Origin of the sequence: Lentzea sp. NPDC005914, assembly GCF_040629405.1 — a bacterium.
GTDB lineage: Bacteria > Actinomycetota > Actinomycetes > Mycobacteriales > Pseudonocardiaceae > Lentzea.
This window is the reverse complement of the sequence record NZ_JBEXVQ010000063.1, coordinates 16,282-30,547: the sequence shown is the minus strand read 5'-3', so window position 1 is coordinate 30,547 and position 14,266 is coordinate 16,282. Positions and strand designations below refer to the sequence as shown.

14 protein-coding genes are annotated in these 14,266 nt (G+C 69.0%); 6 read left to right on the top strand and 8 right to left on the bottom strand.

Annotated elements, in window-relative coordinates; genetic code table 11:
- Nucleotides 1-305 precede the first annotated feature (305 nt).
- Complete coding sequence (gene typA / locus ABZ345_RS45865) at nt 306-2,201, bottom strand: translational GTPase TypA (protein WP_359861811.1); 1,896 nt, start codon at nt 2,199-2,201, stop codon at nt 306-308.
- Between the two features lie 166 nt (nt 2,202-2,367).
- Here typA and ABZ345_RS45860 point away from each other — a divergent pair, with 166 nt between their 5' ends.
- Complete coding sequence (locus ABZ345_RS45860; protein WP_196777594.1) at nt 2,368-2,520, top strand: hypothetical protein; 153 nt, start codon at nt 2,368-2,370, stop codon at nt 2,518-2,520.
- Entirely contained in the window at nt 2,517-3,395 is an 879-nt protein-coding gene (locus ABZ345_RS45855; protein WP_359861809.1) for a S41 family peptidase, read from the top strand. The genes ABZ345_RS45860 and ABZ345_RS45855 overlap by 4 nt, the downstream gene beginning before the upstream one ends.
- On the opposite strand, the gene ABZ345_RS45850 is transcribed toward ABZ345_RS45855, so the two are convergent.
- Nucleotides 3,392-3,694: a YciI family protein gene (locus ABZ345_RS45850; RefSeq protein WP_359861807.1), complete on the bottom strand. Its 303-nt coding sequence runs from the start codon at nt 3,692-3,694 to the stop codon at nt 3,392-3,394. The genes ABZ345_RS45855 and ABZ345_RS45850 overlap by 4 nt on opposite strands.
- A gap of 169 nt (nt 3,695-3,863) precedes the next feature.
- Here ABZ345_RS45850 and trpS point away from each other — a divergent pair, with 169 nt between their 5' ends.
- The gene (trpS, locus tag ABZ345_RS45845) at nt 3,864-4,787 is read left to right on the top strand and encodes a tryptophan--tRNA ligase (protein ID WP_359861806.1); all 924 of its coding nucleotides are present in this window, start codon (nt 3,864-3,866) and stop codon (nt 4,785-4,787) included.
- Here trpS and ABZ345_RS45840 read toward each other — a convergent pair.
- The 3 genes from ABZ345_RS45840 to ABZ345_RS45830 form a co-directional block, all read right to left on the bottom strand.
- Entirely contained in the window at nt 4,780-5,226 is a 447-nt protein-coding gene (locus tag ABZ345_RS45840; protein ID WP_359861815.1) for a (deoxy)nucleoside triphosphate pyrophosphohydrolase, read from the bottom strand. The genes trpS and ABZ345_RS45840 overlap by 8 nt on opposite strands.
- A gap of 336 nt (nt 5,227-5,562) precedes the next feature.
- Complete coding sequence (locus ABZ345_RS45835) at nt 5,563-6,768, bottom strand: ATP-binding protein (RefSeq protein ID WP_359861804.1); 1,206 nt, start codon at nt 6,766-6,768, stop codon at nt 5,563-5,565.
- Nucleotides 6,769-6,818: 50 nt separating this feature from the next.
- The gene (locus ABZ345_RS45830; protein ID WP_359861802.1) at nt 6,819-7,532 is read right to left on the bottom strand and encodes a response regulator transcription factor; all 714 of its coding nucleotides are present in this window, start codon (nt 7,530-7,532) and stop codon (nt 6,819-6,821) included.
- Nucleotides 7,533-8,071: 539 nt separating this feature from the next.
- On the opposite strand from ABZ345_RS45830, the gene ABZ345_RS45825 reads away from it, so the two are divergent.
- Genes ABZ345_RS45825 through ABZ345_RS45815 form a run of 3 tightly spaced genes read left to right on the top strand, consistent with a single transcriptional unit; the run spans nt 8,072 to nt 10,964 of the window.
- Entirely contained in the window at nt 8,072-9,163 is a 1,092-nt protein-coding gene (locus ABZ345_RS45825; RefSeq protein WP_359861800.1) for a hypothetical protein, read from the top strand.
- The gene (locus ABZ345_RS45820) at nt 9,160-10,164 is read left to right on the top strand and encodes an ABC transporter ATP-binding protein (protein WP_359861798.1); all 1,005 of its coding nucleotides are present in this window, start codon (nt 9,160-9,162) and stop codon (nt 10,162-10,164) included. Before ABZ345_RS45825 ends, ABZ345_RS45820 begins: the two co-directional genes overlap by 4 nt.
- Entirely contained in the window at nt 10,161-10,964 is an 804-nt protein-coding gene (locus ABZ345_RS45815) for an ABC transporter permease subunit (protein WP_359861796.1), read from the top strand. The genes ABZ345_RS45820 and ABZ345_RS45815 overlap by 4 nt, the downstream gene beginning before the upstream one ends.
- 18 nt (nt 10,965-10,982) lie before the next feature.
- Here the strand turns inward: ABZ345_RS45815 and ABZ345_RS45810 are convergent, their stop codons facing one another.
- Genes ABZ345_RS45810 through ABZ345_RS45800 form a run of 3 tightly spaced genes read right to left on the bottom strand, consistent with a single transcriptional unit; the run spans nt 10,983 to nt 14,259 of the window.
- Nucleotides 10,983-11,741 (bottom strand): SDR family oxidoreductase, encoded by a 759-nt coding sequence (locus tag ABZ345_RS45810; protein ID WP_359861794.1) that lies wholly within the window; start codon nt 11,739-11,741, stop codon nt 10,983-10,985.
- 11 nt (nt 11,742-11,752) lie between these two features.
- Complete coding sequence (locus ABZ345_RS45805; RefSeq protein ID WP_359861792.1) at nt 11,753-12,706, bottom strand: ABC transporter ATP-binding protein; 954 nt, start codon at nt 12,704-12,706, stop codon at nt 11,753-11,755.
- Complete coding sequence (locus ABZ345_RS45800; RefSeq protein WP_359861813.1) at nt 12,706-14,259, bottom strand: iron ABC transporter permease; 1,554 nt, start codon at nt 14,257-14,259, stop codon at nt 12,706-12,708. Before ABZ345_RS45800 ends, ABZ345_RS45805 begins: the two co-directional genes overlap by 1 nt.
- Nucleotides 14,260-14,266: the final 7 nt, after the last annotated feature.

Genomic DNA, 14,266 nt, shown 5'->3' with positions numbered 1-14,266 from the left:
GTCAACTCGACGAAAAGCGTGTCGAGTTGACACCCCGATCCTGGCGCGGCAAACGATCAGGCACGACTCGTGACGGGACCCCACCCGAAGCGCACAGGAAAAGCAGCTCGCCTGCGGCGTCGCCTTGCCTCGGCTTCGCCTTCGGGACTGCTCGCCTGCGGCATCGCCATTGCTCGGCTTCGTCGGTACGCCACGGCATCACCTTGCTGTCCTCGGGCCACCCCTAGTTCTTGCTTTGGCCTGAGACGACGAAGGGCGGCCGGGGCACTGTGGCCCGGCCGCCCTGTCAGGCGTTCAGCGGTGAATTAGCCGCGCTGCTTCAGGCGCGAGCGCTCGCGGCCGCGCAGGTTGGCGTCCAGCGTCACCTTGCGGACGCGGACTACCTCCGGGGCCACTTCGACGCACTCGTCCACGGCGCAGAACTCCAGGGCCTCTTCCAGCGACAGCTTGCGCGGGCGGGCCAGGGTCTCCATCACGTCTGCGGTGGAGGTGCGCATGTTCGTGAGCTTCTTCTCGCGGCACACGTTGACGTCGAGGTCCTCGGAGCGCGGGTTCTCGCCCACGACCATGCCCTCGTAGGCGTCTGCGCCCGGCTCCACGAAGAACGTGCCGCGGTCTGCCAGCTGGATCATTGCGTAGGCGGTGACCGAACCCGTGCGGTCGGCTACCAGGGAGCCGTTGTGGCGGGTGCGGATCTCGCCTGCCCACGGGCCGTAGCCCTCGGCCACGGCGTTCGCGATGCCGGTGCCTCGGGTTTCGGTCAGGAACTCGGTGCGGAAGCCGATCAGGCCTCGGGACGGGACCACGTAGTCGAGCTTGATGCGGCCCGTGCCGTGGCCTGCCATGTTCTCCATGCGGCCCTTGCGGTTCGCGAGGAGCTGCGTGATGGCGCCGAGGTGCTCTTCCGGGGCGTCGATGGTCAGGCGCTCGAACGGCTCGTGGATCTTGCCGTCGACCATGCGCGTAACCACCTGGGGCTTGCCCACGGTCAGTTCGAAGCCCTCGCGGCGCATCTGCTCGACCAGGATGGCCAGGGCCAGCTCGCCGCGGCCCTGCACCTCCCAGGTGTCGGGGCGCTCGGTCGGCAGGACGCGGACCGAGACGTTGCCGACGAGTTCGGCGTCGAGGCGGGCCTTGAGGACGCGGGCGGTCAGCTTGGTGCCGCCGTTGCGGCCGGCCAGCGGTGAGGTGTTCACGCCGACGGTCATCGAGATGGCCGGCTCGTCGACGGTGATCCGGGTCAGCGGGCGCGGGTCGTCCACGTCGGCGAGGGTGTCGCCGATGGTGATCTCCGCGATGCCGGCGATGGCGACCAGGTCGCCCGCGCTGGCCTCTTCGGCCGGGATGCGGTCGAGGGCCTCGGTGATGAGGAGCTCGGTGATCTTGACGCGCTGGGTCGTGCCGTCCTCGCGGCACCAGGCGACGATCTCGCCCTTGCGCATCTTGCCCGCGGCGATGCGGCAGAGCGCGATGCGGCCGAGGAACGTCGAGGCGTCGAGGTTCGTCACCAGTGCGCGGAGCGGGGCGTCCACCTCGACGACCGGCGCCGGGATGTGGTCGAGCAGGACCTGGAACAGCGTGTCCAGGTTCTCCTCGTCCGGCAGGCCGCCGTCCTCGGGCTGGGTGAGCGACGCGCGACCGGCGCGCGCGGAGGCGAACACGACCGGCAGGTCGAGCACGGAGTCGTCCGCGCCGACCTCGGTCGCGAGGTCGAGCAGCAGGTCGTGGGTCTCCTCGACGACCTCGGAGATCCGGGCGTCGGGGCGGTCGACCTTGTTGACCAGCAGGATCACGGGGAGACCCGCGGCCAGCGTCTTGCGCAGCACGAAACGGGTCTGCGGGAGCGGGCCCTCGGACGCGTCGACGAGCAGCACGACGCCGTCGACCATCGCGAGCGCGCGCTCGACCTCGCCACCGAAGTCGGCGTGGCCGGGGGTGTCGACGACATTGATGACGACGTCGCCCTCGGGGGTGTGGCGGCGAACAGCGGTGTTCTTCGCCAGGATGGTGATGCCCTTCTCACGCTCGAGCTCGCCGGAGTCCATGACCCGGTCGACCAGCTCGGCACGCGCGGAGAAGGCACCAGACTGACGCAGCATGGCGTCGACCAGCGTGGTTTTGCCGTGGTCGACGTGCGCGATGATCGCGACGTTGCGCAGGTCAGTGCGCGTCTGAAGACCGGGCGCGGTGGCCGTGGGCACGCAGAACTCCTAGAGCTTCGAAGGCGTTGGAGGGGCTCGCGCCGGACACTTCGATGCGCAGGGCCGCTCTTGATACTACCGGCTGCGTCGGCATTACCACACAAGAGTGCCTAGTGAAGTGAGCCTCACCTACTCTAGCGACACATGCCGGAGTGGAGTGCAACCAGTGGGTAAAAAGCTCAAGAAGAAGTGCTGCAGGTCGAAACCCCAGTGCAAGCGCTGCCCGATCCCCTTCCTGCTGAAAGAGCGGGACAAAGCCCGTAAGAAGGCGGCGAAGAAGGCCGCGAAGGCGGCCAAGAAGGCGCTGAAAGCAGCTTGAGAACCACCAGGGTTCGGGCGTACGTCGACAAGGCGCTCGACCTCCTCCAGCGTCACTCGATGGAGAGCGCGAAGGTCGACTGGCCCTCAATACGTGCTCAAGCTCACCTCGCCACCGCCGGCGCGAGCACCCCGGAGGACACCTACGACGCGATCCGTCAGGTGATCGCCACGCTCGGCAACCCTCACACCCATCTGGTCACGTCCCATCGCGCGAGCACGCCACCCGAACCCACCGTCCCAACCGGTCGGTTGGTCGAAGCAACCGCCTGGTTGGTCATCCCTGAGACCGACGCCCGCAACGGCGCCGCGTACGTCACAGCCGGACTGGGCGTGCTCAACGACCTGATCTCGAACCAACCAACCGGTTGGGTGGTCGACCTGCGCGGCAACCGCGGCGGCGACATGCACCCGATGCTCACGGTGGTCGCCCCGCTGCTCGGCGAGGGGGAGAAAGGCCGGTTCATCGGCCCGAACGGCCGCGGCCAGGGCTGGGGCATCCGTCGCGGCCACGTCTACAACGGCTGGCACACCGCGTTCCGGAGGACGAAGATCCCCGCCGCACTCGACGCGCGGGTGGCGGTGCTCGTCGACGGCCGCACCGCGAGCTCCGGCGAGGCGGTGCTGATCTCGTTCCTGGGCGCGGAGAACGTCCGCACGTTCGGCGAACCGACGGCCGGCTACGCCACAGCGAACCAGGCGTTCAAGCTGCCCGACGGCGCACGGATCGCGATCACCACAGCGCACATGGCCGACCGCACCGGCCGCGTCTACGGCAACACGCCGATCGCGCCCGACACACCGGTTTCCAACTCAAGCGCCACCGGCGATCGCGTACGTGACACCGCGATCGCGTGGCTCGCACAAAGGCCCTAGCCCTGCAGCACGGCCTCGTTCAGCTTCATGAGCTCGGGCGCGGTCCGCGTCGCCTCGAACTCGCAGATCTCGTACTTCACCAGTTTCTGCTCGCACCACGGGTCCGTGGCGAGCAGCGCTTCGAGCTTGCCGCGGGGCATCGGCCGCGTGATGATCACGCCCCCGACCCTCGGCACCTGACGCCCTGAGGCGAGGAACAGCCCTCGCTCGTACTGCTTCTCGACCCACTCTCGGTGGTCGGGGAGGGCGTAGTCGATCTGTTCCAGTGGCGCGGAGTACTTCAGCAGCACGATGAACATCCTTCAACGGTAGTCCTATACTGCTGACCATGCGCACTCTGAACACCTACTGGTGGGCCGCTTTCAGGCGGCCGGAGTAGCAGTGCGCTGACGCACCCACAGGCCGCCCGTGACGGGCGGCTTTTTTGTGCGTTTCGTCCGGGCGGTCCTTCACGAAAGGACCAATCTCATGATCCGTCTCTCCGCCATCACGCCCTCCGGCCAGGTCCACCTGGGCAACTACCTCGGGGCGCTGCGCACGTGGGCACGCGAGGGCACGCAGGACGACGTGTACTTCATCAGCGACCTGCACGCGATGACGTCGTCGCACAATCCGCAACGTCTGCGATCCATGACGCGCGAACAGCTCGCCGTGCTGATCGCGAGCGGGATCGCCCCGGAGAGCACCTGCGTCCAGAGCGACCTGATCCGCGAACTGGGAGCCCTCAACTGGGTTCTGGAGTGCACCTGCACGTACGGCGAGGCCGCGCGCATGATCCAGTTCAAGGAGAAGTCGCTCGGCCGTGACTCCGTGCGCCTCAGCCTGCTGACCTACCCGGTGCTGATGGCGGCGGACATCCTGCTGCAGGGCACCGCCGAGGTCCCGGTCGGCGAGGACCAGCTCCAGCACGTCGAACTGGCCCGCGCGCTCGCCCGCCGCTTCAACCACGCGTACGGCGAGGCGTTCATCGTCCCGACGGCAGTGGTGCCGAAGGTGGGCGCGCGCATCAAGGACCTGTCGGACCCGGCGCGCAAGATGGACAAGTCCGCCCAGAACTCCACGGGCGTCGTGTTCGTCCTGGACGACCCGGACCTGGTGCGCCGCAAGGTCCGCCGCGCCGTCTCGTCCACGGAGGGCATCGCGAACCTGACCGAGATCCTCAGCTCCTGCACCGGCAAGGACCCGGAGGACTACACGAGCAGGTTCTCCGACCTCAAGAACGTCGTGGCGGAGGCCGTGATCGAGGAGCTGCGCCCGGTTCGCGACCGCACGCTCGAGCTCCTCGCCGACCCGGCGGAGCTGGACCGCATCCGCAAGGCGGGCGCGGAACGGGCCCGGAACCGCGCCCAGCACCGCCTGGACGCGGCCCTGCGCCTGTCCGGCCTTAGTTGAGGAGCGCCTGAAGGGCAGGCACCAGCACCCGGTCGGCGGGCAGCCAGTCCACGCCGGGCAGCTCGTCGGCGGTGAGCCATCGGACAGCGTTGTGCTCCAACGCTTCCGGCTCACCGCCGCCGAGGGTCGCCGCGTAGATCCGCAGCGCCATGTCCTTCTTCAACGGCACATCCGGCCCGACCTGGTCACCGACGGCCACCGTCACACCGAGCTCTTCCACGCACTCGCGCATCAACGCCTCTTCGGGCTTCTCGCCGGCCTCGACCCGCCCGCCGGGCAGTTCCCACTGCCCCGCATGGCTTTCCGGATACGCCCGCTGCTGGGCCAGCAACCGTCCATCCCGGACGATCGCCGCCCCCACGACAACCCTGGCCTCGCTCAGCTCCCGGCACCGCTGCGCCAGCAACGCCGACCGCTTCTCCAGCACCCGCAAGGCCATCCCGCGCCCGACGGTCACGTCCGCGAACCGCCCGACGACCCCGCCGACCGTCGTCCAGCTCACCCGGTCGACCACCATCGTCCCGGCCCCGGTGACCACGAGATCCGTGTGCAGCTCCAGAAAGTCCCCAGCCGCCGACACACCGGACAGATCAGCCCGTGTCACCGTCAGCTTGACCCCGAACGGCCCGGTGAGCACGTCCCCGAGCCCCAGCAGGGCTCCGGGCACCTTCACCCCGAACCCCTTGATCAGCGCGGTGTCCAACAGGGCACCGGCAACCGCTGTAACAGGCGCGTCGACCAGCGCCGACGCTCGCAACTCAGGCACCTGAGCTTGCTACCAGGACGGCCAGCGAATCTCCAAACGCGCACCACCGGCAGGTGACTCGGCAGCCCGCACCGATCCCCCGCGCCGCTGCACCAGATGCGCCACCAGCGCCAGCCCGAGCCCGAACCCACCAGACCCGCGCCCACGATCCTCGTCGACCCGGTAGAACCGGTCGAACACCTTCGCCCGGTGCTCAACGGGAATCCCGTGCCCGTCATCGTCCACGAGCAACCGCACGTCCCGCCCCACCGGCACCAACGTCACCGTGATCGTCGAGTACGCGTACCGAGCCGCGTTCCGCATCAGGTTGTCCAGCACCAGCTCGACCTCGGACCTGGTGGCCGACACCAGACACGCCGACGGAGGCGCGTTCAACCGCACCAGCAGGTCAGTCCCCAGCCGCGCCATCGCCGCCTCGGCCTCCAGGACCAAATCCACGGCCTCGGCCCGAGGCGGCACCCCCGTGTCCGCCCGAGCCAGGATCAGCAACGCGTCCACCAGCGCACTGAGCCGAATCGACTCCTCCACCACCGACTCCAGGACCTCGATCGAGAAGTCCGGATCCGGATGCGCCACGGCAACCTCGGCCTGCGCCCGCACGGACGCCACCGGCGACCTCAACTCGTGCGCGGCGTCCCCCGTGAACCGCCGCAACCGATCAGACGCCTCATCCCGCCGGGCAAGCAGCGCGTTCAACGCCTCGGCCAACGCCTGCAGTTCGTCCCGAGACGGCGGCACCGGCAACCGCTCCCCGTGCGGCAACTCCCCGGCGGCAACCCGCATCCGCTCCACGGGCCGCAACGACGACCGCACCGACAACCAGGTGGCGATCCCCACCAGCCCGGCCACCAGCACAGCCGCGACCGCCAACCACCGCGTCCCCAACGTGTTGGCGTTCTCGTACCCGAGCAACGTGCTCCCGTACACCTCGAGCCGAGGCGTCCCGTCCGCGCCGAACACCACCCGCCCCCGCCACCGGTGCGCCGACTCCCCGTCCAGCCGCAACACCGGCTGCCCGGACTTCAACGTCCGAATGTCCTGCGAGGTCAACGGAAGCGGCGCCCCACCGTCCACCGGCACTCCCGACACGTCCAACACCCGAGGCGGCGCCTTGGCCAACTCCTGGTCCACCGCGGTGATCTGAATGATCCCGATCAACGCGGGCGCCAGCCCCGTGAACGCCAGCAAGCACAACAACGCCACCCCAGTGGCCACCACGGTGATCCGAAAGCGCAACGTGCGCCGAAACCACCAGCGGCGAGGATTCACTTGTTCCCCAACGCACTGTCGAGGTCCGGAGTGGACGCGATGTATCCGTGCCCCCGAATGGTCCGCACCACCTCTCCAGCCCCCACAGCCTCCAACTTGCGCCTGAGGTACCCCACGTAAACCTCGACCGCATTCCGAGTAGCAGCCTGCTCGTCCCCCCAAACAGTCCGCAACAACTCGTCCTTGGTGACCACCGACCCGGCCCGAGACGCCAGCACGTCCAGCACCGCGTACTCCCGCGGACTCAACGAAACGTCCTGCCCGGCCCAACTGACCTCCCGAAGCCCCCGATCAATCACCAGGTGCCCCAACGTCAGCTTCCGCCGAGCCCCACCCCCACGCCGCAACAAGGCCCGAACCTGCGCCACCAACACCACAAAGCTGAACGGCTTGACCAGGTACCCATCGGCCCCAAGATCCAGCCCGTCGGCCTGGTCCACCTCGCCATCCTTGGCCGACACCATCAACACCGGCGTCCGCACCCCATCGGCCCGCATGCGCTGCAAAACCCGGTACCCCGACAGCCCGGGCAACATGATGTCCAGCAACACCACGTCAAAGGCCCCGGTCAACGCCACCCGCAACGCAGTGGGCCCATCAGCGGCCGTGACGACTTCCATCCCTTCAGCCGCCAGCCCACGCTCCAACGCCCGGCGCACACCGACTTCGTCGTCCACGACCAGCACTCGAGGCTTCACACAGCACAGCATGCCGCGCTCTCAGCTTCACCGCCCGCAAGATCTCAGCCGACTCTCAGCAACGCCGAAGGCCTCCTCAAGCGATGGCGAAGCCGAGCAGTACCGATGGCGAAGCCGAGGCATGCTTTTCCCGTGCGCTTCGGGTGGGGTCCCGTCACGAGTCGTGCCTGATCGTCTGCCGCGCTCCGGCTCGGCTTGGGACGGGATCCCACCCGGACCGCACCACCTACGGAACGCGCAGCCGCCTAACGCACCAGGCGTGCCATCAACCCGCAAGCGGCGCTGGCTGGTCCTTGATCAGATTGGCGGGGTCCGGGGCGGAGCCCCGCGCCCTAAACAGGACACGCCCAAAGCAAGGCGACCACCCCACGAAGTCGCGGATCGCACGCAACGTGACTCGCCCAACGCAACGCAACCCACCCACAAAGCCGCGGATCACACCCGGCAAACAGCGATCAACAAGCCCCCAACCAGCAACAACGCTAGTCTCAGCACCATCTCAGCAACCCACCCCCAAGCTGTAACCACAAGCCCTTGGAGGAGGGGACCAGATGAACAAGCGAAAGGTGACCCTGGCCGCAGCAGCGGCCGGTGTGGTCACCGGCGCGGCAGGCCTGAGCCTGCTAGCCATGCCCGCAGGCGCAGGCCAGCCACCGTCACTACCGACCGTCTCCGCGGAATCCCTCGTGGAGCAGGTCCTGACCGCGAAGCCAGGAGCTTTCGGCGGCACCGTGGAGGTCGACAACAAGCTAGGCCTCCCCGCGATCGCCGAAATCCCGCAGCTGGCCGATGGCAAGCACAGCGCGAGGATCTGGACCGACGGGAACGGCAAGCTCCGGCTGGCCCTGCCCAACGGCCAGTCCGAGCAGACCATCGTCGACGACGGCACCACCACGTGGTCCTGGAACTCGCAGGACAACGAGGTGACCAAGTCCGAGCACAAGGCTGAGGACAAGTCCGGGGACAAGGCCCAGGACAAGCCGGACACCAAGGAGCAGAAGGCGATCGACCCGGCCACCGCGGCCAAGGAGATCGTCACCATGACCAAGGAGTTCAGCGAGATCTCGGTGGACGGCACCGCACGGGTCGCGAACCGGGCCGCCTACGAGCTCGTGCTCACCCCGAAGGCCAGCGAGAAGACCCTGATCCGCGAGGTCAGGATCGCGGTCGACGCCGAGCTGAAGATGCCGCTGCGTGTGGCGGTCCTGACCAACGGCACGGCGGAACCGGCCGGCACGGTCGGCTTCAGCCAGATCAACGTCGGACCGCAGGACGAGAAGCTGTTCCAGTTCACCCCGCCGTCCAACGCCAAGGTCACCACGCCGGAAGCGAAGGAACAGCGGCAGCAGCACAAGCCCGAGATCGGCATCGAACAGGCGCTGCAGGGCGAGAACCCGCAGATCTTCGGCACGGGCTGGGACACGGTGCTCGGCGCCAGGATCCCGGCTGAGGCCATGACGCAGGTCCCGGCGCAGGCCCAGGGTCTCGTCGACCGCTTCACGAAGAAGGTCAGCGGCAACTGGGGCAGCGGCAAGCTGTTCACCACCAAGGTCGCCACGATCCTGATCGCGGACGATGGCCGGGTCGTCGCCGGTTCCGTCCCCGAGCAGGTGCTGTTCGACACGATCGGACAGGTGAAGTGACCACCTCGACCAGCGCGCCGGTGACGACGGGGAAGACCACCGCCGTCGCCGCGCGGACCAAGGGTCTGCGCAAGGAGTACGGGAGCACGGTCGCTGTCGACCGCGTCGACCTGGAGCTGCCGGAAGGGGCCGTGCTCGGCATGCTCGGCCCCAACGGGTCTGGCAAGACGACCACGATCCGGATGCTGCTCGGGTTGGTGCGGCCCACGCAGGGGGAGATCGAGCTGCTCGGCAGGCCTCTGCCGGAGGGAGCCGAGCAGGCGCTGCCGCACGTTGGCGCGCTGGTCGAGGGCCCGGGGTTCCACCCGTTCCTGAGTGGCCGGGAGAACCTCGTCAGGTGTGCCGCGTTCGAGCCGCTCCTCGAGAAGCGCAACATCAAACAGGCTGTCGAGGACGCGCTCGAACGCGTCGGGCTCGCTCAGGCGGCCCACCGCAGGTACCGGGGATACTCGCTCGGCATGAAGCAACGTCTCGGCCTGGCCGCGGCGTTGCTCGTGCCGCGCAAGCTGGTCGTGCTCGACGAGCCGACCAACGGCCTGGACCCGGCCGGCACGCGGGAGATCCGCAAGATCATCGCGGAGCTGCACGCGGCGGGCAGCACCGTCCTCGTCTCCAGCCACCTGCTGAGCGAGGTCGAGGCGACCTGCACGCACGTCGCGGTGCTGCACCGCGGAACCGTTGTGGCGCAAGGCGAACTGACCGAACTGCTGCAGGCGGGCGGTTCGGCGCTCCAGGTCATCACGCCGGACGTCGAGACGGCGCTCAGCGCACTGCGCGGCGCCAAGATCTCCGCACGACCGCTCGGCGAGGGCCTGCGGGTCGAGCTCGCCGGGACGTCGGCGCCGCAGGTGATCGAGACGCTGGTCAAGGCCGGCGTCGGCGTCTACGAGGCGACGCGGTGGAAGACCGGCCTGGAGGAGCTGTTCGCGCGGCTCACCGAGGCCGAGGAGGCAGAGCGCGGAATGTCCGCTGTGGACACGCTGGACGGGGGACCGCGATGATCACGCGTCAGTTCGGTTCCGAGGTGCGCTGGATGCTGCGCCGGCCGCGGACCCTCATCGGCCTGTTCGGGCTCGTCCTGGTGCCGATCATCATCAGCTTCGGCATCTGGACCGCGGGCGACGGCGACAGCGGAGGGCCCGGCCTCGCCGGGATCCTCAAGGGCAACGGCCTGGTCGTGCCGATCTTCACCCTGTTCCTGTCGATCAACCTGCTGCTGCCGCTGGTGGCGTCGATCTGGGCGGCGGACGGGCTCGCGGGCGAGGCGCAGCACGGCACGTTGCGCGGGCTGCTGGTCGCACCCGTCTCCCGTGTGCGGCTGCTGTTCGTGAAGCTGTTCGGCCTCGCGGCGATGTCGCTGTTCGCCGTCACGCTGATGGCGGTCGTGGGCATCATCGCCGGAACCGCGTTCCTCGGCACCGACGGCATGATGACGCTGTCCGGCACGACGCTGAGCACCGCAGACGGCCTGGTGCGCATCGCTTTGTTCATCGTGCTGATCACGTTCCAGATGGTGTCGATCGGCGCGGTCGCCCTCGCCGTCTCCTCGACCACCGAGCACCCGCTGGTGGTGCAGGCGGCGACGATGACGACGATCATCGTGTTCCAGGTGCTGGGGCAGTTCTCGTCGCTGGACTGGCTGCACCCGTTCCTGATCACGACCGGGTTCCCGGGCCTGCTCGACGTGATGCGGGACCCGATCCCGGTCGACCAGATCTGGGACAGCACGCTGCTCGCGGGCTGCTACCTGCTGATCGGCACGGGCCTCGCCGCGATGCGCCTGATCACGAAGGACAGCTGACCCGGCACCACCGGGACCTCAGCGGAAACCGCCCTCGCTGTTGATCACCTGACCGGTGATCCACTCGGCGTCGTCGGTGCAGAGCCAGGAGACCAGCCGGGCGGCATCGTCCGGCTGGCCCCACCTGCCGAGCGGCATCCGCTCCCGCACCCACTCGCGCGTCTCCTCGTTCGCGTAGCCGGTGTCGGTCGGGCCGGGGTTCACGGCGTTGATCGTGATCCCCTGCCTGATCAGGTGGTGGGACAGCGTCGACATGATCCCGACCAGCGCGCCCTTCGACGCGGCGTACGCGACCTCGCTCGGCATCGGCCCGAGGTTCTGCCCGGACGTCATGAACACGACCCGCCCGCCCTTCGCGCCGTCGTGCTGACGGGCAAACGCTTGCGTCAGCAGGATCGTCGACCGCGCGTTCACCGCGTAGTGCCTGTCCAGCATGGCCGCGTCCAGCTCACCCAGCGGACCGTCCGACCCGCTGAGCGCGTGGTTGCACACCAGGACGTCGACGCGCCCGTACGCCTCGACCGCCGCCGCGACCAGCTGATCCGGCGCATCCGGTTCGGTCAGGTCGAGGCCCAGATGTTCGACGCGGCCGCCGAGACCCGCGATCACCTCGTCGATCGAGTCGGCGCCCCACTCCTGCGCGGCGTCGTGCGGCACGTGGTGCTGCACGAACAGGTCAGCGCCCAACGACGCCAACCTGGAAGCGATCGCATACCCGATGCCCTGCCGCCTGCTCACACCCGTGACCAGCGCGACTCGTCCCCCCAGAGGTCCCATGAGGACCATTCCTAGCCGATGCGCGCCACTCCGTCGAGATCAATTGCGAGCCGCACGCGGTCCCCGACCTCGCTCATCGGCCCGACCGCCTCGTACTCCTCGCCGTCGATCTCCACGAGCAACCGCACGTGATCACGCCGGTGCACGCGCTCCAGGACGACACCCTCCAGCGAACCCGACGGATCGACCCGCAACGCCGTGGCGCGCAGCCCGACCCGTTCCGACGAGAGTCCCACGAACGAGCCCGGCACGAACTTGTTGCACCCCAGGAACTTCGCGGTCTCCACATCGACCGGCGACGACCACACCTCGGCGGGCGGCCCGACCTGGACGATCCGGCCGCGCGACATGATCGCCACCCGGTCGGCCAGCGTGAACGCCTCGTCGTGGTCGTGCGTCACGACCAGAGCGGTCGTGGCAGCCTCCCGCAACAACCGCGCCAAATCCACCGCCAGCTGTTCGCGCAACGCCCTGTCCAGCGCCGACAACGGCTCGTCCAGCAGCAACAGCCGAGGCGAAGGAGCCAACGCCCGCGCCAGCGCCACCCGTTGCTGTTCGCCACCGGACAGCTGCGTCACGCGCCGATCCGCGTACCCCTCCAGCCCGACCAGCTCCAGCAGCGACAGCACTCGCTTGTCCCGCTCCTCGCGGTCGACCCGGTGCATCCGCAGCCCGAAAGCCACGTTCCCCGCGACCGACCGGTGCGGGAACAGCTGCCCGTCCTGGAAGACCAGCCCGAACTCCCGCCGATGCACCGGCACCCCGGCCAGATCCGAGGAATCCCACCGCACTGAGCCAGAAGACGGCTTCTCCAGCCCGGCGATCGTGCGCAGCAACGTCGACTTCCCGCACCCGGACGGCCCGAGCAACGCGACGACCTCGCCGTCGCCCACGGACAACGACACGTCGGACACCGCGACCGTCTGTCCATACCGGACAGTGATCGAGTCAAGTTCCAGCGCCATCAGAACTCCCCGCTGCTCGGCACGCGCAACCGTTCGATCAGCAGCACGCACCCGACCGTGACGACCATCAGCAGCGCACACGACGCATAGGCCATCTGGCTGTTCAACTCCCCCGGCCTCGACATCAGCCGGGCGATGATCACCGGCAACGTCGGCGAGTCCGGCCGCGCGAGGAAGCTCGTCGCCCCGAACTCCCCCAGCGCCACCACGTACCCGAACCCCGCCGCGGCCACCAGCGACCGTCCGACCAGCGGCAGGTCCACCTCGCGCCACACCCGCAACGGCGAGGCGCCCAACGTCGCCGCGGCCTGCCGCAGCCGTTCGTCCACGGCCCGCAGCACCGGCAGCACCATCCGCACGATCAACGGCGTCACCACCAACGCCTGCGCCAACGGCACGAGCAACGGCGACGTCCGGAAATCACCGGGCAGCGCGTCCATCGTCACCAGGTACCCGAAACCGACCGTCACCGCGGACACACCCAGGGGCAGCATCAACGCGGTGTCGAGCACCTCAGCGATCCGGCTCCCGGAACGCCGCAGCCCGACCAGCACCACAGCCGAGAACACCCCGACCACCAACGCCACCAATGTCGCGTCGAACGCCGTCCGCACGGAGTTGAAAGCCGCGTCCAGCCCGGTCACCGCCAACGTCCCGCGATCACCGCGCGTTGCCAGAGCGGCGTATCCGGCGAAGCTCCACCCGTCCCGAGTGGACAGTGAACGGGTCACCAGGCCGACGACCGGCGTCAGCAACGCCACCACCACGGCGAGAGCGGCGAAAACGACGTACCACTCGCCACCGGACGGCCGCCGAGCCAGTTCTTCCCTGCCGCGCAACGACAACGCGGTCTCCCGCCGCCGCCGAGCCAGCGCACCCAGGACCAGGACGGCCAGCACCGCGGCGAACTGCAGCAACGACAACGCGGCCGCCCCGGACAGGTCGAACAGCTCGACCGTCCGCAGGTAGATCTCGGTCTCCAGCGTCCGGTACCGGGACCCGCCCAGCACCAGCACGACACCAAAGCTCGTGGCGCAGAACAAGAACACGACCGCGGCCGCGGACCCGATCGCCGGCGCCAACGCCGGCAGCACGACCGACACGAACGCCCGCGGACGAGAAGCCCCGAGAGCCCGAGCCGCGTCCTCGGCCCGTCGATCCGTGTGCGCCCACAGCCCGCCGACGGTCCGCGCGACCACGGCCACGTTGAAGAACGCGTTCGCCAGCACGATCGGCAGCACCCCGCCGTCCGGCCAGAACGTCCGGAACGCGAGGCCCACCACCACGGTCGGCAGCACGAACGGCACCATCACGGCCGCGCGCACAACGCCAAGCCCGCGCAAACGGCACCGGGCCAGCACGAACGCCACCGGCAGCCCGGCGAGCACCGCCACCACGGTCGACGCAGCGGCCTGACCGAGCGTGAATCCGACGAGTTCCCAGGTCTCACCGTCGAAGAGCGCCGAGAAGACACCGCCCTCGCGCAGCCCCAACGACAGGATCGCCAGCACAGGCCACGCGAAGAACAGTCCGAGGAAGGCCAGCGGCAGCAGCGCCGCC